The organism is Erythrobacter sp. K21-9, assembly GCF_055808355.1.
Genome location: NZ_CM147866.1, coordinates 2,801,248 through 2,822,818 on the forward strand (window position 1 = coordinate 2,801,248; position 21,571 = coordinate 2,822,818).

20 protein-coding genes, 1 tRNA gene and 4 pseudogenes are annotated in these 21,571 nt (G+C 62.3%); 18 read left to right on the forward strand and 7 right to left on the reverse strand.

The annotated features are described in order from the left end of the window. The first annotated feature begins 45 nt into the window (after nt 1-45). From glmM to thiD, 3 genes are read left to right on the forward strand one after another with little or no spacing between them, the layout of a single operon-like run. A complete protein-coding gene (gene glmM / locus AC0L39_RS14375) occupies nt 46-1,383 on the forward strand; it encodes a phosphoglucosamine mutase (RefSeq protein ID WP_473258889.1) in 1,338 nt (445 codons plus the stop codon). 14 nt (nt 1,384-1,397) lie between these two features. Continuing rightward, nucleotides 1,398-1,622 carry a DUF1272 domain-containing protein gene (locus AC0L39_RS14380; protein ID WP_473258891.1) on the forward strand — a complete coding sequence of 75 codons (225 nt, stop codon included), beginning with the start codon at nt 1,398-1,400 and terminating at the stop codon, nt 1,620-1,622. Next, entirely contained in the window at nt 1,619-2,434 is an 816-nt protein-coding gene (thiD, locus tag AC0L39_RS14385; RefSeq protein ID WP_473258892.1) for a bifunctional hydroxymethylpyrimidine kinase/phosphomethylpyrimidine kinase, read from the forward strand. The genes AC0L39_RS14380 and thiD overlap by 4 nt, the downstream gene beginning before the upstream one ends. Here the strand turns inward: thiD and AC0L39_RS14390 are convergent. Together AC0L39_RS14390 and AC0L39_RS14395 are read right to left on the reverse strand one after the other, a co-directional pair. After that, nucleotides 2,431-3,315 (reverse strand): LOG family protein, encoded by an 885-nt coding sequence (locus AC0L39_RS14390; protein WP_473258894.1) that lies wholly within the window; start codon nt 3,313-3,315, stop codon nt 2,431-2,433. The genes thiD and AC0L39_RS14390 overlap by 4 nt on opposite strands. 65 nt (nt 3,316-3,380) lie before the next feature. Then, nucleotides 3,381-3,454: transfer RNA gene (locus AC0L39_RS14395), tRNA-Gln, on the reverse strand. A 227-nt stretch (nt 3,455-3,681) separates the two neighbouring features. Between AC0L39_RS14395 and AC0L39_RS14400 the strand changes: the two genes are divergently transcribed. Then, nucleotides 3,682-4,893, forward strand: a complete 1,212-nt coding sequence (locus AC0L39_RS14400) for a Ppx/GppA phosphatase family protein (protein WP_473258896.1) — start codon at nt 3,682-3,684, stop codon at nt 4,891-4,893. Further along, on the forward strand, nt 4,890-5,555 hold the full coding sequence (locus AC0L39_RS14405; protein WP_473258898.1) for an RlmE family RNA methyltransferase: 666 nt from the start codon (nt 4,890-4,892) through the stop codon (nt 5,553-5,555). The genes AC0L39_RS14400 and AC0L39_RS14405 overlap by 4 nt, the downstream gene beginning before the upstream one ends. Here AC0L39_RS14405 and AC0L39_RS14410 read toward each other — a convergent pair. Further along, nucleotides 5,539-6,069, reverse strand: coding sequence for a c-type cytochrome (locus AC0L39_RS14410; RefSeq protein ID WP_473258900.1), 531 nt, complete (start codon nt 6,067-6,069; stop codon nt 5,539-5,541). The two genes, AC0L39_RS14405 and AC0L39_RS14410, sit on opposite strands and share 17 nt — an antisense overlap. 341 nt (nt 6,070-6,410) lie before the next feature. Between AC0L39_RS14410 and AC0L39_RS14415 the strand changes: the two genes are divergently transcribed. From AC0L39_RS14415 to bla, 9 genes and pseudogenes are all read left to right on the forward strand, one after another. Further along, entirely contained in the window at nt 6,411-7,304 is an 894-nt protein-coding gene (locus AC0L39_RS14415) for a prephenate dehydratase (protein ID WP_473258901.1), read from the forward strand. Between the two features lie 70 nt (nt 7,305-7,374). Continuing rightward, nucleotides 7,375-8,076: a hypothetical protein gene (locus AC0L39_RS14420; protein ID WP_473258903.1), complete on the forward strand. Its 702-nt coding sequence runs from the start codon at nt 7,375-7,377 to the stop codon at nt 8,074-8,076. Beyond that, nucleotides 8,073-9,347, forward strand: a complete 1,275-nt coding sequence (locus AC0L39_RS14425) for a DUF4350 domain-containing protein (protein WP_473258905.1) — start codon at nt 8,073-8,075, stop codon at nt 9,345-9,347. The genes AC0L39_RS14420 and AC0L39_RS14425 overlap by 4 nt, the downstream gene beginning before the upstream one ends. A gap of 2 nt (nt 9,348-9,349) precedes the next feature. After that, a pseudogene (locus tag AC0L39_RS14430) lies at nt 9,350-10,305 on the forward strand (AAA family ATPase). 15 nt (nt 10,306-10,320) lie between these two features. Beyond that, nucleotides 10,321-11,662 (forward strand): annotated as a pseudogene (locus AC0L39_RS14435) (DUF58 domain-containing protein). Further along, nucleotides 11,659-12,751 (forward strand): annotated as a pseudogene (locus tag AC0L39_RS14440) (stage II sporulation protein M). The pseudogenes AC0L39_RS14435 and AC0L39_RS14440 overlap by 4 nt, the downstream one beginning before the upstream one ends. After that, the gene (locus tag AC0L39_RS14445) at nt 12,748-13,668 is read left to right on the forward strand and encodes an RDD family protein (protein ID WP_473258907.1); all 921 of its coding nucleotides are present in this window, start codon (nt 12,748-12,750) and stop codon (nt 13,666-13,668) included. The pseudogene AC0L39_RS14440 and the gene AC0L39_RS14445 overlap by 4 nt, the downstream one beginning before the upstream one ends. Further along, nucleotides 13,665-14,129, forward strand: coding sequence for a GNAT family N-acetyltransferase (locus tag AC0L39_RS14450; RefSeq protein ID WP_473258908.1), 465 nt, complete (start codon nt 13,665-13,667; stop codon nt 14,127-14,129). The genes AC0L39_RS14445 and AC0L39_RS14450 overlap by 4 nt, the downstream gene beginning before the upstream one ends. Next, a complete protein-coding gene (gene bla / locus AC0L39_RS14455) occupies nt 14,126-15,040 on the forward strand; it encodes a class A beta-lactamase (protein WP_473258910.1) in 915 nt (304 codons plus the stop codon). Before AC0L39_RS14450 ends, bla begins: the two co-directional genes overlap by 4 nt. 89 nt (nt 15,041-15,129) lie before the next feature. On the opposite strand, the gene AC0L39_RS14460 is transcribed toward bla, so the two are convergent. Then, on the reverse strand, nt 15,130-16,179 hold the full coding sequence (locus tag AC0L39_RS14460; RefSeq protein WP_473258912.1) for an isoaspartyl peptidase/L-asparaginase family protein: 1,050 nt from the start codon (nt 16,177-16,179) through the stop codon (nt 15,130-15,132). Nucleotides 16,180-16,249: 70 nt separating this feature from the next. Here AC0L39_RS14460 and AC0L39_RS14465 point away from each other — a divergent pair, with 70 nt between their 5' ends. Continuing rightward, complete coding sequence (locus tag AC0L39_RS14465) at nt 16,250-17,200, forward strand: SDR family NAD(P)-dependent oxidoreductase (RefSeq protein ID WP_473258914.1); 951 nt, start codon at nt 16,250-16,252, stop codon at nt 17,198-17,200. Here the strand turns inward: AC0L39_RS14465 and AC0L39_RS14470 are convergent. The 3 genes and pseudogenes from AC0L39_RS14470 to bufB all read right to left on the reverse strand — a co-directional run bounded on the left by AC0L39_RS14470 (nt 17,197) and on the right by bufB (nt 19,832). Then, nucleotides 17,197-18,062 (reverse strand): annotated as a pseudogene (locus AC0L39_RS14470) (alpha/beta hydrolase). The gene AC0L39_RS14465 and the pseudogene AC0L39_RS14470 sit on opposite strands and share 4 nt — an antisense overlap. A 118-nt stretch (nt 18,063-18,180) precedes the next feature. Beyond that, nucleotides 18,181-18,978, reverse strand: a complete 798-nt coding sequence (locus tag AC0L39_RS14475) for an HvfC/BufC family peptide modification chaperone (protein WP_473258916.1) — start codon at nt 18,976-18,978, stop codon at nt 18,181-18,183. After that, nucleotides 18,975-19,832 (reverse strand): MNIO family bufferin maturase, encoded by an 858-nt coding sequence (bufB, locus tag AC0L39_RS14480; RefSeq protein WP_473258918.1) that lies wholly within the window; start codon nt 19,830-19,832, stop codon nt 18,975-18,977. Before bufB ends, AC0L39_RS14475 begins: the two co-directional genes overlap by 4 nt. A 400-nt stretch (nt 19,833-20,232) precedes the next feature. Here bufB and AC0L39_RS14485 point away from each other — a divergent pair, with 400 nt between their 5' ends. Genes AC0L39_RS14485 through AC0L39_RS14495 form a run of 3 tightly spaced genes read left to right on the forward strand, consistent with a single transcriptional unit; the run spans nt 20,233 to nt 21,570 of the window. After that, the gene (locus tag AC0L39_RS14485) at nt 20,233-20,514 is read left to right on the forward strand and encodes a BufA1 family periplasmic bufferin-type metallophore (RefSeq protein WP_473258920.1); all 282 of its coding nucleotides are present in this window, start codon (nt 20,233-20,235) and stop codon (nt 20,512-20,514) included. Nucleotides 20,515-20,565: 51 nt separating this feature from the next. Then, on the forward strand, nt 20,566-21,039 hold the full coding sequence (locus AC0L39_RS14490; RefSeq protein WP_473258922.1) for a DoxX family protein: 474 nt from the start codon (nt 20,566-20,568) through the stop codon (nt 21,037-21,039). Next, entirely contained in the window at nt 21,040-21,570 is a 531-nt protein-coding gene (locus AC0L39_RS14495) for a sigma-70 family RNA polymerase sigma factor (protein ID WP_473258924.1), read from the forward strand. It abuts the gene before it with no gap. Nucleotide 21,571: the final 1 nt, after the last annotated feature.

Below are 21,571 nucleotides of genomic sequence, written 5' to 3' on the forward strand. Positions count from 1 at the left end.
AGCGCCTGACAAATAATCGCGATCAAACAGAGGTAATCTCCCAGCATGACACGCAAGTTTTTCGGCACCGACGGAATCAGGGGCCGCACCAATGCCGATGTAATGACCGCGAAGACGGCGATGCGGGTCGGTCAGGCCGCCGGCAACTACTTCGTGCGCGGCAAGCACCGCCACCGCGTCGTCATCGGCAAGGATACCCGCCTCTCCGGCTACATGATGGAGAGCGCGCTCGTTGCCGGCTTTACCAGCGTCGGCATGGATGTGATCATGACCGGTCCCCTGCCCACTCCAGCGATTGCTCTGCTCACCCGAGAGATGCGCGCCGATCTGGGCGTGATGATTTCCGCGAGCCACAACCCCTATGCCGACAATGGCATCAAGCTGTTCGGTCCCGACGGTTTCAAGCTGTCGGACGATGCCGAGGCTGAAATCGAACGATTGCTCGAAACGGAGCCGAAACTCGCCGAAGCCGAAGCGATCGGACGGGCGCGGCGGATCGAGGACGCGCGGGGGCGCTATATTCACGCGGTCAAGAATTCGGTTGCGAGCGAAGTGCGCTTCGACGGGTTGAAGGTCGTGGTCGATTGCGCTCACGGGGCCTCTTACCAGGTTACCCCGTCTGCCATTTGGGAACTCGGGGCAGAGGTCATCACGCTCGGCGTGTCACCCGACGGCACCAATATCAACGACGGCGTGGGATCGACCGCAATCGACACTCTGCAAGCGAAAGTCGTCGAGGAAAAGGCGGATATCGGCATTGCTCTCGATGGCGATGCCGACCGGCTGATCGTCGTCGATGAAAAGGGGCAGGCGGTCGACGGCGATCAGATCATGGCCCTGATTGCGACCAGAATGCATGAGAAAGGCGCCCTTACCGGCGGAGGAGTGGTTTCGACCGTCATGTCCAATCTTGGGCTTGAGCGGTATTTCGAGGCGCTCGGATTGACGCTTGAACGAACCAAGGTCGGCGACCGCTACGTGCTTGAGCGCATGAAGGAAGGCGGTTTCAATGTCGGGGGCGAGCAATCGGGCCATATGATCCTGCTCGACCATGCTACGACAGGCGATGGCACGGTCGCAGCGTTACGCGCGCTGACCAGCCTCGTGCGCTCTCAGAAACCCGCCAGCGAGATCCTCCATCTGTTCGATCCCGTCCCGCAATTGCTCAAGAATGTGCGCTATGATGGAGATTCGCCGCTCGGCAACGAGCAAGTCCGTGCGGTCATCGCCGAGGTTGAAAGCGAGCTGGTCGGCAAGGGCCGGCTCGTCATCCGCCCATCTGGCACGGAGCCGGTGATACGGGTCATGGCCGAGGGCGATGATGCGTCACAGGTCGAAACGGTGGTGGACCGCGTGTGCGATGCGGTGCGCGCCGCCGCTTGAGGGGGCATCTGACCATGCTCGAAATGCGTCCCGATTGTGAGCGCTGCGGCGCAGACCTCCCGGCAGAAGCGCCCGGTTCTTTCATCTGCAGTTTCGAATGTACGTTCTGCGCGCGGTGCGCGGAACAGCTCGACGATCAATGCCCCAATTGCGGCGGAGAATTGATGGATCGCCCTACGCGCGCCGCGGCGCTGCATGACAAGTTCCCGCCATCGACGGTCAGGAAATATAAGGCGTGAGCAATGCTCCCCCTCCCCGGGTGCTCGCGATTGCCGGCTCCGATTCGTCCGGAGGCGCCGGCATCCAGGCGGACATCAAGACCATCGCCATGCTCGGCGGCTACGCGATGACAGCGGTCACAGCCGTCACGGCCCAGAACACTTTGGGCGTTCAGGCGATCGCGCCAATGTCCGGCGAGGTCGTCGCCCAGCAAATCACCTCGTGCCTTGACGACATTGGCGTGGATGCGATCAAGATCGGAATGCTGCACGATGCCGACATCATCGCGCATGTCGCCGAAGCACTTGTCGGGGTCAAAGCCCCGATCGTCCTCGACCCGGTCATGATTTCGACCAGCGGTGCTGCCCTGATTGCACCTGAAGCCATCGAGGCCCTACGCGAAAAGTTGTTCCCGCTCGCAAGCCTGGTCACGCCGAACTTACCCGAACTCGGTCACCTGCTCGAGCGCAATCTGACCGTCAGCTCGCAAATGGCTCAGGCCGCAGAGGAGCTGTCGCACAGGACAGGAGCCGCTGTTCTCGCCAAAGGCGGTCACACAAGCGATGCGCGGATTATCGATATACTCTACGTGCCCAGCGAAAGAGCGGTGCAGTTCGACCATGCCAGGATCGACACAAAGCACACGCACGGCACAGGTTGCACGCTGTCTTCGGCCATCGCCACCTTGTTGGGGCACGGACAGCCGCTCGAACACGCGGTGCGGTTGGGACGTCATTTCGTCCGCAGCGCGATCGAGAACGCACCGGGCTTCGGCTCGGGCAACGGACCGCTCGGCCATCATGCCGTGAGACGGCTGTCCGACGAAGTTTAAGCCGCCGATCCGTTTTCCAGCTCGTAGAATTCCTCGATATGGGCCCAAGCCTCGTCGGCTGTCTCGCACCAGTGGAACAGGTCGAGGTCCTTCTTCGAGATCGTGCCCTCCTCGGCAATCGCTTCGAAATCGACGACGCGCGTCCAGAAATCCCTGCCGAACAGCAGGATCGGTAGCGGCTTCATCTTGCCGGTCTGGATCAACGTAAGCAGCTCAAAGAATTCGTCGAACGTGCCGAAGCCGCCCGGGAAGACAGCCACGGCCCGCGCGCGCAGAAGAAAGTGCATCTTGCGGAGCGCAAAATAGTGGAAGTTGAGCGACAGATAGGGCGTAACATAGCTGTTGGGTGCTTGCTCATGCGGTAGGATGATGTTGAGCCCGATAGATTCGCTGCCCGCATCGCTTGCCCCGCGATTGCCCGCTTCCATGATCGAGGGCCCGCCGCCGGTCGTGACGACGAACTGGCGTTTGCCATCCTCGATGATCGCTTTTTCGGAAACGAGCCGCGCCAGCTTGTAGGCCTCATCGTAATACTTCGCCTTTTCCGCGAGGCGCGCGGCGACCTTCTGTTCGAACTCGGTCCCGTCCTTCGCCGCCTCGATGGTGGCCTGCGCTTGCTCTGGCGACGGGATGCGGGCCGACCCGTACATCACCATGGTCGAGCCGACGCGGGCCTCGTCGAGCAGCATTTCAGGCTTGAGCAATTCCAGTTGGAACCGGACGGGCCGCAATTCATCGCGCAGCAGGAAGTCATGATCGCGGAACGCCAGCTTGTAGGCTGGGTGCTCCGTCTGCGGAGTGCGATCTGGCGCTTCCTCGGCAAAACGGGATTCTTCTCCCGCACGGTAAAATCGGCGGTCTTTGAGGTCTTTATCTGTCATTGCTGCAGCCCTAGGCGCAGGACAAGCCATCGGCAAGGCAGCGCGTATCAGTGATAGTTAGGTAATGGATGCCCCGTGAGGATTCGAACCTCAATTGACGGAGTCAGAGTCCGTAGTCTTACCATTAGACGACGGGGCAGTGCGCGGCAGGTCGATAGTGCGACTCTTGCTTTGCGAGCGCGCCTCCTAGTTTTGGCGAGAGGCAAGGTCAAGGCTTCGTGCGCTGCGGAGCGGCTCCCTGCACGCAATAGAAGCCGGCCGGATCGGCGGCGCACTCGTTTGCTTGCTCTCTGTTCCCGCTTCGGTTAGCATTTGTTTCAGGTGCTCGTGCAACGACAACACGAGTGGTATGAAAGAAATAGTATTATGGCGGACATGCTTCCGCCGGACGAAGACAGGAGTGCTGGTAAGAACGGGGGCGGCAAGTCCGGCAAGGTAGCCGATTTTCGCTACAAGCGTCCCCTCCAGCGTGATGAAGCCCACTGCGACCGCAAGGCCGATGGTCGTGCACGCGGAACTTCGGCATCAATTTCCAAGCACAATGGCAAGCGCCCTCACCGGCCGGGCGAAGCGTATGCTGCGCTCGACCTTGGCACGAACAATTGCCGCTTGCTCATCGCGCGCCCATCGGGCCGCGATTTCACAGTCATCGACGCGTTCAGCCGAGTGGTGAAGCTGGGCGAGGATCTGGCCAAGTCCGGGCGATTGTCGGACGAAGCTATGGACCGCGCGCTCGGTGCACTTTCAGTGTGCGCCGACAAATTGCGCCGCCGCAATGTTCGCCTCGCAAGATCGGTCGCTACCGAGGCGCGCCGGCGAGCAGCCAACGGGCCCAAGTTCATCGAACGGGTGCGCGAGGAAACCGGGATAGTGCTCGACATAATCACCGCCGAGGAAGAGGCGCGGCTGGCCGTGCTGGGCTGTCATATCCTGCTCGAGAATGGTCAGGGACCGGCGGTCATATTCGACATCGGCGGCGGATCGACCGAGCTCGTATTGCTCGAACCCGGCGGCAAGATCCCGCGCATCATCGACTGGCAGAGCGTCCCCTGGGGCGTTGTCTCGCTTACCGACACGGTCGGCAGGGGCGAAGACACTCGTGCAGCCCGGCTGGATCGCTATGCCAAGATGCGGGAGATCGTATCGGGCAGCTTCGCTCCGTTTGCGGACCGGATTGCAGGTTCCGCGACCGAGGACGATATCCGCCTGCTCGGCACGAGCGGAACGGTGACCACGCTCGCCAGCCTCCATCTCGAATTGCCGCATTATGACCGCAAGGCTGTCGACGGTTTGATCGTGCCCTCGGCTGCCATGCGCGCCATCAGCGAGCAATTGTCCGGTATGTCGCCGGCTGAGCGCAGCGAATTGCCCTGTATCGGCCATGACCGGGCAGACCTGGTCGTGGCTGGCTGCGCTATCCTCGATTCGATCCTCGATCTTTGGCCTGCCGAGCGGCTTGGCGTTGCCGACAGGGGCATCCGCGAAGGCATCCTGCGCAGCCTGATGGCAGCCGAGCGGCAAAGCGAGCGGGCGCTCAAGGCGCTCAAGGATACACGATCCGGGCAGAGCGGCGCGTGACGCGTTCAGGCCGCAACCCTGACCGCCGCGTCAGGACTGCGAAGAAGCGCACGGCGTCATCGACACGCTGGCTCGAGCGGCAGCTCAACGATCCTTACGTCAAGCAGGCCAAGGCAGACGGCTATCGCAGCCGCGCGGCCTACAAGCTGCTGGAGCTGGACGACCGTTTCAATCTTATCCGGGGATCGAAGAGGGTGGTCGATCTGGGCATAGCCCCCGGCGGGTGGTCACAGGTCGTGCGCGCCAGGGCCCCGAAAGCCAAGGTCGTCGGCATCGACCTGCTGCCGACCGACGCCATCGAAGGCGTCACGATATTCGAAATGGATTTCATGGACGAGGCCGCGCCCGCAGTGCTCGAAGAAGCGCTCGAAGGGCCGCCCGACCTTGTCCTGTCCGACATGGCAGCAAACAACGTTGGCCATAAGCAGACCGATCACCTGCGCACCATGGCCTTGGTCGAAGCGGGCGCCTGGTTTGCGGCGGAAACGCTCGAAAAGGGCGGAGCGTTCGTGGCAAAAGTGCTCGCGGGCGGCACGGACACTGAATTGCTGAACCTGCTCAAACAGCACTTCAAGAGCGTCAAACACGCAAAACCGCCGGCGAGCCGCAAAGGCTCATCCGAATGGTACGTCGTTGCTCAGGGGTTCAAGGGCCGCGATTAGGCGCGGCCACCTGAAAAGAGTTTACTCGTACCGCTGCGACTTCGTTGATTTCTGCCGCCGCATCCTGCTCGGCCTCGGCCTCGGCAGCGCCTTCCGCTTCGCCTTCGGTTTCAGCATCGGGCGTTTCTTCAGCCGCTGCCTCTTCCACATATTCGGGAACCGCAAGGCCGGACCCATTGGCGTTGAGATACATCGCGACAGCCGCGCGGTCTTCGATCTTGCCGAGACCGGCAAAGCTCATCGAAGTGCCCTCGATATAGCGCTTCGGGTTGAGCAGCCATTCGTTCATTTCTTCCCAGCCCCAGTTCCCGCTCGCGCCGGAAAGTGCCGAAGAATAGTTGAAGCCAGCCTTGCTGGCGAACGGCGCGCCCATGATCGCATGCAGGTTCGGGCCGACCCCGTTAGGGCCGCCCTGCGCCACGTTGTGGCACGCCTGACACTTGGCAAAGACCTTCTCGCCCTTGGTAACGAGCTCGTCCTGCGGCATCATGTTGAGTGCAGCGGCCATCGTCATTTCAGGCTCGTGCCGCGCCCTCTTCTTCAGCGGCTTCGATGAAGTAGCCGGGCTGCTCCGGCATTTCCGGATCGTAGCCGTGAAAGAACTTGTCGCTCAGGATCGAGAGGCCGAGGCCCAGTCCTGCTGCGAACAGAACCCATCCGGCAGCGGTGTTGAAGAGATCGCCGCCACTGTTTTCCGTGGCAGGATCTCGCGTCTGAAGAGTTTTCCTGTGTCATCCCGGCGCTCCATTAATGCCGCCTACGTCCCTAGGCAAGAGCGATAGCGACATCATTTGTTGCGGACGGCGCAAGCAGGCTTGCCGCGCGGTCCGCGCCGCTCTAGCACCGCTGCCAATTATGCGCAGTTTTCCCGGACCAGCCCTCGCCCTTGTCGACACGCTTCGCGCCGCCGCCGAGGCCGAGCCTGAACGCGCCATAGCCTTCCAGGGCTCGCCCGGCGCCAATTCGCACCGTGCCGCGAAAGAGGCCCGCCCCGATGCGCTGCCCCTACCGTGTTTCAGCTTCGAGGATGCACTTGAGGCGGTGAAGGATGGCCGCGCGGGCCAGGCAATCATTCCAATTGAAAACTCGCAGCATGGGCGCGTCGCTGACATTCACTTTCTGCTGCCCGAAAGCGGCCTCGCCATCGTTGGCGAATATTTCATGCCGATCCACCACGCGCTGATGGGTCTTGGCAAAGGCCCGTTCGAGGCCGCCTACAGCCATCCGCAGGCGCTCGGCCAGTCGCGTTTGTTCCTGCGCGAACGCGGTATCGTGCCGCTCAGTCATGCAGACACGGCGGGGGCAGCCGCGTTCGTGGCGGAGAAAGGCGACCCCAAGCTTGCCGCCATAGCGCCATCGATCGCCGCTGAACTGTACGGCCTCGACATCGCGGAAACCCATGTCGAGGACAGCGCCGACAACATGACGAGGTTTGTGGTTCTCGCTGGTGACCAACTGTCGCCCGAAGACCTCGCGGGCAAACAGGCGATCACGACATTCGTGTTCGAGGTGAAGAATATTCCGGCGGCGCTGTACAAGGCCCTCGGCGGCTTTGCGACCAACGGCGTCAACATGACCAAGCTGGAAAGCTACCAGGAAGGCGCGAGCTTTTCCGCGTCGAAATTCTACGCCGACATCATGGGCGCGCCCGGCGATCCCGCGGTCGATCGCGCGCTGGAGGAATGTGCATTTCATTCGAAAGAGTTGCGGATGCTCGGAACCTATGAACAAGGGCGCGCACGCGGTTAACCATTGCCGTGTGGCAAAGCGGCATTCGCCTGTTGCGCCCGTATGGGAGCCGTGCCACCACATGCGCTGAATGACCTATGCGGCGCCCACTTCTCCTGCCGAAATCCAGCCCTCCTCCGCAGCCACCACTTCCGGACCGGTGCCTGAGAGCTGGGAAGGTGTGCGCGGCGACAGCGACCTCCAATTCGAACCCATCGATATCCCCGCCCCGGTGATCGAGCCGCCGAATTTCTTCGAAAGGGCGCTGCGGGCGCTGTTCGAGTTTCTTGGCGATGCGCTTGCACCGGTCGGCGGCTTTCTCGGGTCATCATGGCCTTGGCTGAAATGGGTGCTGCTTGCCGCGCTCATTGCCTTTGTCCTCTACCTGCTGGCGAAGACATTTGGCCCGCTGGCGAGCAAGAAACGAGAAAGCAGGGAAGCCGAACAAGAGCCTGATTGGCAACCCGATCGCACGGAAAGTCTTGCCCTGCTCGAGGATGCCGACCGACTGGCAGCCGACGGGCGTTTCGACGAGGCGACGCACATGCTGCTGCAGCGAAGCGTGAGCCAGATCGCGGCGGCACGGCCCGACTGGGTCGAACCGTCTAGCACCGCAAGGGAACTGGCGGCGCTTCCAGCACTGTCGGAGGCGGCGCGCGCGGCATTCGCTACGATTTCGGAACGGGTCGAGCGAAGTCTGTTCGCGCTCCGCTCGCTCGATGCCGCCGACTGGGAAACCGCCCGCGCTGCCTATGCCGATTTCGCGCTCGTTCGAATTGGGCACGAATCATGAGCGGCGCGTCCGCTGCACAAGGCGGCGCATCGCCGTTCGACCGCAAAACGGTCTTCGCCGTGGTCGTCGCAGGTTTCGCCGCGTTTATCGCCATGCTCTATTTCATCAGCGCCGGTGACACAGGCGATCCCGGCAACAGGGGCGCGGCCCATGCCTCCGCCACCGGGCTCAACGGGTATGCCGGGCTGGCCCGGTTGCTCGATGAAGAAGGCTACGAAGTAAACCAGTCGCGCAGCCCCAGCGGCCTTGAGACGAGCGGCTTGCTGGTGCTGACCCCGGATTTGAACACCGATGCGGAAGAATTCGGGCAAATCCTCGAAAATCGCGAGTTTGTGGGACCGACGCTCGTCATCCTGCCGAAATGGAGGGCTAGCGGGCCGCCGCGCGATATTCCGGATGAGGTTGCGGACGAGTTCAAGGAAGGCTGGGTCAAGCTCGACCGGGCTTTGACATTGAAGTGGACAGGCGAATTGCCAGAGCCGTTCCGGTTCGAGCAGCAGATCGAGACCCTCGAAGCGGATGAGGTTCCCAACTGGGAAGGCCTTGACCACGAAGGCAATTTACCAACGAAGACAATCGCCTACACCGAAGAGGACGACTTGCGGCAAGCGCTCGTGACAGATGCCGCGGGCCACGTCCTTGCGCTTCACATTCTCGGTGAAGAAGGCACCGATTATTACGAGAATGCGCACTGGACGACTTTCGTGGTCGAACCCGACCTGGTGAACAATTACGGCCTCGCCGACCCCGAGCGCGCGAAGGCCGCGCTCGCGCTGGTGCGAGAGGCCGGATACGGGGACACCACTTCGGTCACGTTCGACTTGACGCTCAACGGATTTGGCGGCGCGATGAACCTGTTGACGCTCGCTTTCCAGCCGCCGTTCCTGGCTGCGACCTTGTGCTTGATCCTGGCCATGCTGATTATCGGGTGGCGTGCATTCCTGCGCTTCGGCCCTGCGGCTGCGGGCGGGCCGGGCCTTACCTTCGGGAAAAAGCGATTGGTGCGCAATGGCGCGGGGCTGATCATGCGGGCCAAGCGGTTTGCCTTGCTAGCCGAGCCCTACACCGCGCTCTCACAGCGCCGCCTCGGCCAGATATTGGGCATCTCGAAGCCCGATCCGGAGGCGATAGACGCCGCACTGGCCGTGCGCCTGCCGGACGAAGAACCGTTTTCACAGCGCGCAGCAAGGCTGCAGAGCGCCGATACACCAGCAGAAATACTGCACGCCGCACAGGCGCTAAGAGAGCTTGAAGGGAAACTCGCGAAATGAACATGAGCCTAGATGAACTGCGCGCGCTCGCGGACGCAATCCGCGCTGAAGTCGCAAAGGCAGTCGTCGGTCAGGACGAGATGATCGACCATTTGCTGGTCGCTATGATCAGCGAGGGTCACGTGCTGCTGGAGGGGCCGCCGGGTACGGCCAAGACATTTCTTGCCAACACTTTTGCGGCGGCTCTTGGCCTCGATTTCGGGCGCATCCAGTTCACTCCCGACCTGCTGCCCGGCGATATCCTGGGATCGAACCTGTTCAACTTCCAGACCAGCCAGTTCACCCTTACGCGCGGGCCGATCTTCTGCGAGCTGCTGCTCGGCGACGAGATCAACCGCACGCCGCCCAAGACGCAGGCCGCCCTGCTCGAAGCGATGCAGGAGCGCCGCGTCACGCTGGACGGGGAGACGCACCAATTGCCTTCGCGGTTCATGGTCGTCGCGACGCAAAACCCGATCGAGAACCAGGGGGTATATCCGCTTCCCGAAGCGCAGCTCGATCGCTTCCTGTTCAAACTGCTCGTCCCCTACCCCGATGAGGACGAGGAAACTCGCATCGTCACCCATTTCGGTAAACGCCAAGGCCCGCAGCAGCCGGCGGATTTCGGCGTCACTGCCGTCGCCGACCAAGCGAAGCTTGAGGCTGCAAGCGGCGCGCTCGATCATGTGACCGTCGCCGACGAGATCACGCAATACGTGGTCCGGTTGGTGCGCGCGACCCGCGAACATGCCGAGCTGGCGGTCGGAGCCTCCCCCGGGCAGCGGTTATGCTGGCGAATGCGGCGCGCGCACGGGCAGCACTCGCAGGGCGGGCCTATGCGATCCCCGACGATGTGAAAGCGCTGGCTGTGCCGGTCCTGCGCCACCGCCTCTCGCTCAGCCCGGCAGCGGAGATAGAGGGCCGCAATATCGAGACGCTGGTGGCAGAGCTAATCGATAGCACCGAGGCTCCGCGCTGATAGGCCCCTGACCCGATGAGCCGATTTCGCCCCAACCTTCCGCTCGTACCGACAGAGCGCGCAGCCTGGCTGATCGCTGCGTTCGCGCCGGTTGCGCTCGTGATCGCCGCGGTTACCCCGGGGCTGTGGGTGATTGCGCCAGCCGCTGCGATTGCGCTGATTGTCCTGATCGTCCTCGATGGTCTTTCCGCTGGATCGTGCGAGGAATGGAGCGCGCAGGCGCCGTCCGACACGGAAGTAGGCCAGTCCACTCCCGTGGAGGTGTTCGCATGGTTTTCGCGCAAGTCGGCGAACAGGCCCGAGGCTGCGCTCGCGTTTGACCCGCGCCTTGGCGGGTCCGGCAGGGCTTCGCTGGACCTGATCCGATCGCAGGACGGCGCCTGGTATAGCGGCGGGTTCGACCTGCATCCCGAGCGGCGCGGCACGGCGGTCATCTCCCATGCCTGGCTGCGCTGGACCGGCCCGCTCGGATTGGGCGCGCGGCAGGTAGCGAGACCGCTCGCGGACGAAATCCGCATCTGGCCCGACCTGTCGCCGGTGCGCAGCCGTGAATTGCAGACTTTCCTGAAGGACTCGCAAACCGGCCTGATCGCCCGCCGTATCCGCGGCGAAGGCACCCAGTTCGAGGCGCTGTCCGAATACGAGCCCGGCATGGATCGCCGCCGCATCGACTGGAAAGCAAGCGCCCGCCACAACCATCTCTATGCCCGCGAGAACGAAAGCGAGCGCGATAACCAGATCGTGTTCGCGTTCGATTGCGGGCAGGCCATGTGCGAGCCGGTTGACGGCATGCCGCGTATCGACCGCGCGGTGTCGGCAGCGCTCACCTGCGCTTACGTTGCGCTGAAGGGCGGCGACCGGGTTTCGCTATTCGGATTTGCGCAGCGCCCGCAGGTGATGACGCCATTCATCTCGGATCTCGCGCGCGTTCCACCGCTTGCAAAGCTCGGCAGCCGCGCTCGATTACAGCGCCGCCGAACCGAACTTCACCCTCGCTCTTGCGACGCTCACAGCCAAGCTGAAACGCCGGTCGCTGATCGTCTTGTTCTCCGACTTCACCGATCCCACCGCTGCTGAGTTGATGGTCGAAAGCATCGGGCGTCTGGTGGAGAAGCATCTGGTACTATTCGTCACCATCGCTGATAGCGAACTCGACAGCTTCATCGGCGAAGAGCCGGGCGACATTGCGACGCTGGCGCGCAGCGTAACCGCCGACACTCTCGCCCATCAGCGCAGCATCGTGCTTCAGCGACTGCGGCGCATGGGGGTCAATGTTATCGAGGCGCCTTGGGACAAGATCGGATACCAGCTGATCGACCGCTATTTCATCATCAAGAACAGCGAGGCGATCGGATGAACGCCCCGACTGCCTCGAATTCGGTTACAGACCGCATCGGATCGTGGTTTGGCCGAAGCAAGATTGCCGCGCCCGCCGATATCGAGAATGCCGCGCTGCGATCCGACCGATTCCGCCTGGAGCGGGAGAGCGATTGGCGGCGGCTTGAAGAGATTGTCACACGCATGGAGCGCGGCGGGCTGCGCAAGATTGGCGATGATGACCTGCTGGCACTCCCGACGCTCTATCGCACCGCCGCATCCAGTCTGTCGGTCGCCCGTGAGACCTCGCTTGATGCGGCAACCCTCACCTATCTCGAAAGCCTCGTCCAGCGCGCGTGGTTTCAGGTCTATGGGCCGCGCAAGGGCTTGTTCGGCTGGTTGCGCGAGTTCCTGTTCGGCGGTTGGAGCCGGGCGGTCCGCGAAATCTGGCTCGATGTGTGCATCGCCTTGTTCGTGATGGTGGCAGGCGCTGTCGTGGGCTGGCTTCTCGTTGCGCAGAACACCGACTGGTATTACCGCCTCGTCCCGACCGGCCTCGCCGATAGCCGAGTGCCGGGCGCAAGCCGCGACGTGCTGCTGGAGACGCTCGAGGTTGAAAACAGCGCCGGCGGGCTGTCAGCCTTTGCCGCCTATCTTTTCAGCAACAATGCAGGCGTCTGCATCCTCGCCTTCGCACTTGGATCTCGCGTTCGGCATACCCTCACTGATGTTGCTCATCCACAATATGGCAATGCTTGGCGCGATGGTGTGGCTGTTCGCGGGACAAGGCCTCGGGGTGGAATTCGCCGCATGGTTGAGCGTGCACGGCACGACCGAGCTTTTCGGCATATTGCTCTCCGGCGCAGCGGGTCTGCATATTGGCCGTTCGATGGCGTTTCCGGGAACACGCTCCATTCTCGATGCAGCATCGGAAAGCGGTCGCCGCAGCGCCGTCGTGATGGTTGGCGTCGTGCTGATGATGGTCATTGCCGCTCTGCTCGAAGCCTTTCCGCGCCAGCTTGTTGGCGGCGCAGAAAGCCGCTTCCTGATCGGAGGCATGTTCCTCGTCTTCTGGCTCGCCTACTTCTTCCTGTACCGCCCCGAACGGGTGGAGGAGGACGAGGCATGAATGCGGCAAATCCCGTTCTTGACCGGGCGAACAAGCGCGAGCGCGTGCTGCTGACACCAGAGGGTATCGCGGTCCCAGTGACGATCGCCTCGCGCGGTTCGCGGCTGGGCGCGTTGATCCTCGATTTCACGATCATCTTTCTCGGTCTGTTTCTGATCCAGCTGTTTCTGATGCTGGTCGCAGGCGGTCTGTTCGAAGAAGCGGTCAATGCCGCGGAGGACAGCATTTCAGGCGCCGGAGAATTCCTGTTCATCCTGCTTATCCTGATCCTGTTCCTCGCGCGCTATGGCTATTTTCTCGCTATGGAACTGGGCCCGCGCGGTGCGACGTTCGGCAAGCGGGCGGTCGGCATTCGCGTCGCTGCGCGCGGCGGCGGGCGTCTCACACCCGAAGCCGTGATCGCCCGCAACCTGCTGCGCGACATCGAATTGTTCATGCCGCTGGTATTTCTCATGGTCGCACCGAGCGGCGATGCAGGCAGTTTCGGCATTGCCGGGGCAATCTGGTTCCTCGTTTTCATGGCGTTTCCCTTTTTCAACAAGGATGCGCTGCGAGCAGGCGACGTGATCGCGGGCACTTGGGTGGTCGAAGCGCCGCGAACCAAGCTGGCCGATGCGCTTTCGACACAGGGCGCCGCCGCGCGAAAATCGAGCGAGGTCACAGGCGTTCACTACGAATTCGGCGACGATGAGCTGTCGGTCTACGGCGAACGCGAGCTGCAAACGCTCGAACGGATGCTGCGCGATGGCCAGCCGGACGCACTTTCTGCCGTGCACGCGACAATCTGCAAGAAGATCGGCTGGGATCCCGGCGCCGGTGATGAACGCGCATTCCTCGAGGCTTTCTACGGGCAGCTGCGCGCCAGGCTCGAAGGGAACATGCGCTTTGGCAAGCGCAAGGCGGACAAGTTCTCGTGACCCGCTTCACCATCGAGCAGGATGATCTGAAACGCCCGGATGTGCTCGAATTGCTGCAGCTTCACCTGGACGAGATGCACAGCTGGTCGCCCGCCTGCAAGGTGCACTCCTTGCCGCCAGAGCGGCTCCGCGCACCCGACGTGACCTTCTTCACAGTCAGGTACGGTAATCGGCTCGCCGCCATTGGCGCGCTCAAGCAGCTCGGCGACAAGCGCGGCGAACTCAAAGCGATGAGAGCTTCGCCCGAATATCGCGGCAAAGGCGCCGGTAAACTGCTATTGGAGCACCTGATCGCTATCGCCAATGAGCGCGGGTACACGTGGCTGGGTCTTGAGACAGGCCGCCCTGCACCGTTCCTGCCAGCGGTCCGCCTGTACGAAAAACATGGCTTTACCGAGTGCGACGCTTTCGGAGATTACGTGTCCGACGAATTCAGCCTTTGCATGGAGAAGCACCTGTGACCTTCGACCGGCGCGCAATCCTGGGCGGAAGCCTCGCGCTGGGCGCTTCTGCCTGCCTCCCGCCTGATCAGAGCCCGCTGGGGCGGCTTACCGCAAAGCTGCGCATTATCGAGGCCGCCGCGGACGGCATGCTGGGCGCGGAAATCCTCGACACGGCAAGCGGCGCCTCAATCGGGCTCAACCGCGACCGGCGCTTTGGCCACTGCTCGTCATTCAAACTCTCGCTTGCAGCGATGGTTCTGGCGCGTGACGCCGCAGGTCAGATCGACGCCGATCGCCGTGTTTCGTGGAGCGAGGACGACCTGATGTTCGTGTCGCCTTTCACAACCCGGCGACTGGCCGAAGGTGCGACTCTGAAGGAGCTTGCCGAATTTACTCAAAAATACTCGGACAATGCTGCCGCCAACATCTTGCTGCGGGAACTCGGCGGCCCCGCAGCCTTGACCGCTTTCTGGCGCAGCATTGGCGACGATGTCAGCAGGCTCGACCGGATCGAGCCTGCGCTTAACAATGTGCCCGTCCCCGAAGTGCGCGATACGACCACTCCGGCAGCAATGGCGCGGACATTGGCAAAGCTTACGCACGGCGACGTCCTTCCCGAAGCGGAACGTGAGACTCTCAGGCAGTGGATGGTCGATACGGCGACAGGAGCGAGGCGCGTGCGCGCCGGACTGCCTGACGATTGGCGCGCAGGGGACAAGACCGGCACGTCGATCTGGCCCGGAATGGGCAGCCTCTATGTCGATATCGGCTTCGCGGAGCCGAAGGGCCATGCCCCCGTAAGTTTCGCGACCTATTTCAGGGCCCGCCAAACGCATGACGGGATGGACCCGGCGGCGGAAAGCGCCCTGGCGCAAGTGGGCGGCGTGATTGCCGACTTCGTGAAGCGGGACCGCGCGTTCCCCTTCTAGTCCTGCTGCGAGAAACATTTTCGGCGGCCTGGCGCGAGATGCGACCGATTCCGGAGGCGCGCGGATACGGGCCGGGCGATAATCGAGAGTTATTCTTTGGCGAAAATCGCCACTTCATTGACCCCGTCACTCGTCGCGCGGCCCCGGTACATGCCGGTGGTGTTGAAGCTGTAGAGAGCCTGCCCATCGGGTGTGACGAGGATCACCCCGCCATCGCCGCCGAGTTCCTTGACTTCGGACATGACGGCGTCGGCGGTCTGCTGGATCGTGGCAGTCTTTTGCAAGTCGCTCACTTCACCCGGCTGCGTCCCAAGATAATTTGTCGCTTCCACGAAACGCAGCCGCGCGCAAATCTCCTGCGCAACGCCCACACGGATGAAGAATTCGCCCCATCCTGTCGCCGATATCGCGCAGCTGCGATTGTCTGCATAGGTTCCCGCGCCGATCACCGGTGCGTCGCCAATCCGGCCCCAGCGTTTGCCAGTCATGCCGCCGGTCGAGGTGCCCGCCGCAAGGTTGCCTTCCATATCGAGCGCCACCGCGCCGACCGTCCCGAACTTGTGATCGACATCGAGCGCTGACAATTCCTGTGCCTTCATCCGTTCAAGCGATTCCATGCGCCGCTCGGTCGCAAACCATTCCGGCGGCGCGGTTTCGAGGTCCTGCTCACCAGCGAACTCCTCCGCGCCTTCGCCCATGAGGAAGACGTGCGGGCTGTCCGTGCGAACCTTGTCCGCGAGCAGAATGGGGTTCTTGATCGTGGTCACACCCGTCACCGCGCCTGCACTCCGGTCGCTGCCATCCATGATCGAGGCGTCGAGCTCGTTGCGCCCTTCCCATGTGAACACCGCGCCGCGCCCGGCATTGAACAGCGGATCGTCTTCAAGCGGGATGATCGCCGCCTTGACCGCGTCCATCGCGCTCCCGCCGCCTGACAAGACCGCCTGTCCGGCATCGAGCGCATTTTGCAGCGCCGCTTCGTAAGCGGCGCGGCGCTCGGGCGTCATGGCGTCGGGATCGAGAGTGCCCGCTCCGCCATGAATGGCGATGGACCAGCGCGGCTCGGCCTCGTCCTGAGCGTGCACGGGGAATGCGAGAGCGAGGACAACGGTGACGAAAAGGGGGATGAGTGTTTTCATGAGTTGAAGGACTAACCCAATCGCGGGCATGACGCTACCTCGGTGCAATGGCGAAACTGGAGCGAACTGCATGAGCGATTTTGGCGCGCAATCGACCACGGACGAAGTCCTGATGGGCAAGGACATGGCGGGCATGACGGTGTTCATCACCGGCGGCAATTCCGGTCTCGGCCTGGAAACGGGGCGAGCCATGACCGCGAGAGGCGCACATGTTGTCCTTGCAGGCCGAAGCCAAGCGAAACTGGACGAGGCTGTCGCTGCGATCCGCAAGGATCACGAAAATGGCGCTATCGACACGATTATTTGCGATCTGGGCTCACTCGAAAGCGTGCGAAGCTGCGGCACCGAGGCACGCAGCCGGTTTGGCAAGATCGACGTCCTCATCAACAATGCGGGAGTAATGGCGCGCCCGAAAAGCACCACCGCCGACGGGTTCGAAACGCAGTTCGGCACCAATCATCTCGGCCATTTCCTGCTTACCAAGCAATTGATGCCGCTGATCGAACAAGGCGCAGGCAAGCGGATCGTGAACCTGTCGAGCCGCAGTCACCATATTTCTCCCGCCAACCTCGATGATCCGAACTTCCAGGATACGGCCTACGATCCCTGGCTCAGCTATGGCCAATCGAAAACCGCGAATGTGCTGTTCTCGGTGGGTCTGGAGCAGCGCTTTTCGGACAAGGGCATCCATGCCTATGCCGTCCATCCCGGCGGCATCGATACCAATCTCGGCCGACACCTGAGCGACGAGCAGGCGCAGGCGCTCATCGACCGGGTCACCCAAAGCGATCCCGACTTCGCCTGGAAATCCGTCCCGCAAGGCGCAGCGACGCAGTGCTGGGCGGCCACCGCCCCTGAACTCGAAGGCATGGGCGGCGTTTATTGCGAGGATTGCCACGTGGCTGAGATCGATGACGAATCCTCGAACAAGGGTGTCCGCAGTTACGCTCTCGACAAGGGTAATGCCGACCAGCTCTGGGCGATCAGCGAGGAAATGGTGGGCGAGCGTTTCGCAGCCTAGGCAGCGATAAATTCGCCCAGTAATCTCAAGGTGTCCTTTGCTTCGCGTGTCGGTGTCACCGCCATGAAGACATGCGGCGCGCCTTCATATTCGTAGAGCTTCGCATCCACTCCCGCATCGCGCAATTTTCCGACAAAGATGCGGCTGTCGATGATGAAAAGGTCGTGGCGCCCGGTCCATATCCGGGTCGGTGGAAGCAGCGCGAGATCGTCCTTCGGGGCGAATAGCGGGCTGCACTCGGGGCTGGCCGGATCGCGGTCCCCAGCGAACATTTCTCCGCAAGCGCGCAAGGTGCCTACTTTGAGCATGATGTCATGCGGTTCGACTGCGAGCATGGCCTTGTCCTGCATGGTCACGTCGAGCCAGGGCGCGAACAATGCCAACTTGCCCGGCTGCGGCCCGCCTGCAGCGCCAGCCGCAGCGCAAGGCTCAGCGCCATGTGACCGCCTGCGCTATCGCCATTGAGGATGATACGCGAGGGATCATGCGAGGCAGCGAGTTTGGCAAACACCGCATCGGCCAGCGAGTCCTGCGCTTCATGCGAGCTTTCCGGCACCACTTCGTACAGCGGCAAGGTGATGCTGACGCCAAGCTGGTCCACTATCGCCTCGGCAAGCGGCCAGTGCTCCTTGAACATCGGAAGCACGAAGCCGCCCCCGTGAAAATACACCATGTGCCATTGGCCGGGTCCGGAGCGGGGATGCAGCGTCACAACCGGCTGACCGACCGCCTCCCAGCGCATCACCTTGAACCTGTCTTCGAATTTGGCGGGCATGGGCGCGTCTTTCGGCAAATCGCGCTGCGCCATATCTTCCGAGAACCCTTGCGCGGTATGCGGGAAGACAGGCTTGCGCTTTGCCATCAGCCATTTGATCGCGCGGAGCAGGAGGCTCGGCTTGGCCGTGCGCACTTCGATTGAGGTATCGCTGAGCAATTCGCGTCTCCCTATTCCGGCGAACCTGACGCCCACCCGCCTGCTGTCAAGTCTTCACGCCGGTGAGCAGCCCTTCGCGCAGCCACTCACCTAGGATCGCTCCTGCCCGCATCGCAGCATCGTTAACCGCCTCTGGCGCTGGATCATCGCCCGCCAGCAGGACTATCGCCTCGCCGTAAGTCGCGCCGTCCTGCATGGCGCGGAGCGCGCTCACATTGGCCGGATCGACCAGCTGGAAGGTCGGGCGCTCCCCTTCGCGCCAGACGAGGCAGCCCCGGGTTTCGGCAAGTCTCGGCTCCGGACGGTCGGCATCCGAACCCTTGTCCAGAGCGTTCCAAAGCCCGGTCAGGTTGGTATCGACCATACGGCCAGTTGCTCTTGGCTGGAATTCGAGGCGCAGCGTCATCCAGTCCTCGTCGCCGAACGTGCTCGTCAGATCAGCAAATGCAGCCGCATCGAGTGGAGCGCTGTCCGGAGCGGTTGCTACCTGGAGCATGGACCATTCGAGCCATGCAAGATCGGCCACTTCCGGATTCTTGGCGAACAATTGCGCGCAGGTGGCGTCGAAGCCGGCTCCGGCCTCGTCGATCGTCCAGCCTGAGGGCGGATTGGCAATCGCGTGGTGTGCGCTCGCCTGTTTGAAGGCGCGGCTGCCGACATAGCGCTCGGTCCTCTCGAAGGTGCTTTCAAGCGCGCCGACAAGGGCAGAGCGATAATTGCCGCGATAGACCGCCATGCCTGCGGTCTGCCGGTTGGTCCAGCCATCGGGCAACGGAGCTTTTTCATCGAGGATGGCGCGCAGGAAAGCCTCCTGCCGCGACTTCAGGTCGGACCCGTCGCTCATGCAGGGACCGAAACTGCGCCCGCAATGCCGCGCGCGCGGTCAAGTTCGGTGAGCAGGTCGGCAAGCGGCGGGATGTGCTCATCGCGCTCGATCATCGTGGCGACCGGCTGCGGAAGCATGGCAAGCGCCTTGGCGTAAAGGTCCCAGACGCCATCGGCGACTTCGCGGTCATGCGTATCGATGATGACATCGCGTTCGGGCGTGGCGGGATCGTGGCCGGCGAGGTGGATCTGGCGCACCCGGTCCAGCGGCAATCCGGACAGATATTCCTCCGCGGAAAAACCGTGATTGCGCGCGCTGACATAGATGTTGTTCACGTCGAGCAGCAGATAGCATCCGGTTCGCTGCGCCATCTCGGACAGGATCTCCCATTCGGTCAGCTCGTCTTCGGGGAAGGTGAGATAGCTCGACGGATTCTCGAACAGCATTGCGCGGCCCAAATGGTTCTGCGCTCGGTCAATATTGGCGCACACCGCCTGCAATGCTTCTTCGGTAAGCGGCATGGGAAGCAGGTCATGGCTGTTGTGCGCGCTCGTCCGGGTCCAGCATAGGTGATCCGACACCCATAGCGGGTCGATCCGCTGCTCAAGCCGCGTCAGCTGCTCCAGATGCGCGCTGTCCAGCCCGCCCGCCGATCCGATCGACATGGAGACGCCGTGCAGAATTACGGGGAACTTTTCACGCACCTGATCGAGCACGCGCAGCTGACGTCCGCCTTCGACCATGTAGTTCTCGCTTATCACCTCGACGAAATCGACCGGCACATCGCCGTCGAGGAAGCTGTCGTAATGCGCGCGGCGAAGGCCGAGGCCAAAGCCGCCGAAAGGCTCGATTGGGTCAGGATGCTGCGACATAGGCGCCCTTCATAGCAGAAGTTTCCAAAAGTCGAGGGTGGCAGCCCGGCCCCGCATAGCGCGCAAGCACCGATCAAGGGGGTCAGGAATTCGGTGCCAACCACGCACCGCGAGACCGGACTGCCTGACGGTCCGCGAAGCCAGGTCAGTCCGAAACCTTCCCTTACCCGCGCGCCGTCATTGGCACGTTGTTTCGCTGATGGAGGTGCGATACCTTTCAGTCAGCGGACATGGGGGTGTTCGCTGGAAGGACGCGCGGGGTTACACTGCGCATTGCGAAGGGGATCGCCGGCAAACTTTTTCACACGAATTGTAACCGTTGCCGCTGCTGGCGCGAATGACGTGACATGTCCGGCCCATCGCCGGGCGCCTGATTTTTTGAAGAGTTTGGAGAAATGTCATGAATGCCAAGTCGATCGCTAACATTGCAGGCCTCGCCCTTACCGCAGGGATCGCAGCCGGTCTTGCAACCACTCCGGTGACTGCCGCCGGCCCCAAGGAGAAGTGCTACGGCGTCTCCAAGGCCGGCAAGAACGATTGCGCCGCCGGTCCGGGTACAAGCTGCGCTGGCACTTCGACCCGCGATTATCAGGGCGATGCGTGGACCTATGTCGACAAGGGCACCTGCGTGACGATCAAGACGCCCAAGGGCAACGGCTCGCTAAAGCCGATCAAGCGATAACGCGCTCGCGCTGATGCAGCGCAGCCAAGTTTCAGGCTTTAGGAGGCCAAGATGAGTGGATTTGTTTCAATGTATAACCGCCTGACCGATGTGTTGTCGGGCACACTTATGGAAAGCATCGCGCAGCTTCTGACGCGCATCGCGCTCGCCGGGATTTTCTGGCGGTCCTACCAGACCAAGGTTGTCGACGGCACCTGGCTGCAAATCGATGAAACGCAGTACTTCATTTTCGAGAACGAATTTGCAGGCCTGCCCATCCCCACCGATCTTGCGGTGCCGATGGCAACCTATGCCGAATTCCTGTTTCCGATCCTGCTGGTGCTGGGCCTTGGAACGCGGTTTTCCGCTCTTGCGCTGATGATCATGGCACTGGTGATCCAGCTGTTCGTGTTCCCCGATGCGGCGCATTTCTTCGGATGGGCCATTACCGTGCTTGCCCTTGGCGGGTTTCTGCTGAGCCGCGGCGCCGGGCTGTTCTCGCTCGACGCCCTGATCGCCAGGGTCACGGGTTCGAAAGCCGGGTAAATGGTTGCCGATGAACCCACCTTCGCCCGCCTCATGGCAGCGACACAGGACGGCGACAAAGCTGCCGGCAATGTGTTGCTGTCCGAGGTCGGTGTCTGGCTGGAGCGGTATTTTCGCCGGCGTGTGCCTCCCCATCAGGTCGACGATCTGATCCAAGATGTGCTCATCGCGTTCTATACGAAGCGCGCCACGTGGGATCCCGCGCGTCCGTTCCTGCCGTGGCTTGCGGCCATCGCGCGGTATCGCTGGGTCGATCACCTGCGCAAAGTCTATAAGCACGACAGTCAGGAACTGATGGACGATGATGCGGTAGAAGACAGCGAAGAAGAAGTAGTCCTCGCCCGCGTCAGCCTCGACCGGCTTTTCGGATTGATACCAGAAAAGCAGGCCGAGGTGATCGAGATGGTGAAAATCGGAGGCCTTTCGATCCGGGAAGCCGCCGAAAAAACCGGGCAGAGTGAAAGCCTGGTCAAAGTAAATATCCACCGCGGCCTGAAGAAGATGGCTGCGTTGGTCGAGAAAGCTGATTGAT

Bases quoted from the DNA above. Each gene is read 5' to 3' on its own strand.
- AC0L39_RS14485 (WP_473258920.1), top strand. From the start codon at position 20,233: ATGAATGCCAAGTCGATCGCTAACATTGCAGGCCTCGCCCTTACCGCA.
- AC0L39_RS14400 (WP_473258896.1), top strand. From the start codon at position 3,682: ATGGCGGACATGCTTCCGCCGGACGAAGACAGGAGTGCTGGTAAGAAC.
- AC0L39_RS14420 (WP_473258903.1), top strand. From the start codon at position 7,375: ATGACCTATGCGGCGCCCACTTCTCCTGCCGAAATCCAGCCCTCCTCC.
- AC0L39_RS14390 (WP_473258894.1), bottom strand. From the start codon at position 3,315: ATGACAGATAAAGACCTCAAAGACCGCCGATTTTACCGTGCGGGAGAA.
- AC0L39_RS14460 (WP_473258912.1), bottom strand. From the start codon at position 16,179: ATGAAAACACTCATCCCCCTTTTCGTCACCGTTGTCCTCGCTCTCGCA.
- AC0L39_RS14415 (WP_473258901.1), top strand. From the start codon at position 6,411: ATGCGCAGTTTTCCCGGACCAGCCCTCGCCCTTGTCGACACGCTTCGC.
- AC0L39_RS14425 (WP_473258905.1), top strand. From the start codon at position 8,073: ATGAGCGGCGCGTCCGCTGCACAAGGCGGCGCATCGCCGTTCGACCGC.
- AC0L39_RS14475 (WP_473258916.1), bottom strand. From the start codon at position 18,978: ATGAGCGACGGGTCCGACCTGAAGTCGCGGCAGGAGGCTTTCCTGCGC.
- glmM (WP_473258889.1), top strand. From the start codon at position 46: ATGACACGCAAGTTTTTCGGCACCGACGGAATCAGGGGCCGCACCAAT.
- AC0L39_RS14490 (WP_473258922.1), top strand. From the start codon at position 20,566: ATGAGTGGATTTGTTTCAATGTATAACCGCCTGACCGATGTGTTGTCG.
- bufB (WP_473258918.1), bottom strand. From the start codon at position 19,832: ATGTCGCAGCATCCTGACCCAATCGAGCCTTTCGGCGGCTTTGGCCTC.
- AC0L39_RS14380 (WP_473258891.1), top strand. From the start codon at position 1,398: ATGCTCGAAATGCGTCCCGATTGTGAGCGCTGCGGCGCAGACCTCCCG.
- AC0L39_RS14465 (WP_473258914.1), top strand. From the start codon at position 16,250: ATGAGCGATTTTGGCGCGCAATCGACCACGGACGAAGTCCTGATGGGC.
- AC0L39_RS14495 (WP_473258924.1), top strand. From the start codon at position 21,040: ATGGTTGCCGATGAACCCACCTTCGCCCGCCTCATGGCAGCGACACAG.
- AC0L39_RS14445 (WP_473258907.1), top strand. From the start codon at position 12,748: ATGAATGCGGCAAATCCCGTTCTTGACCGGGCGAACAAGCGCGAGCGC.
- AC0L39_RS14410 (WP_473258900.1), bottom strand. From the start codon at position 6,069: ATGACGATGGCCGCTGCACTCAACATGATGCCGCAGGACGAGCTCGTT.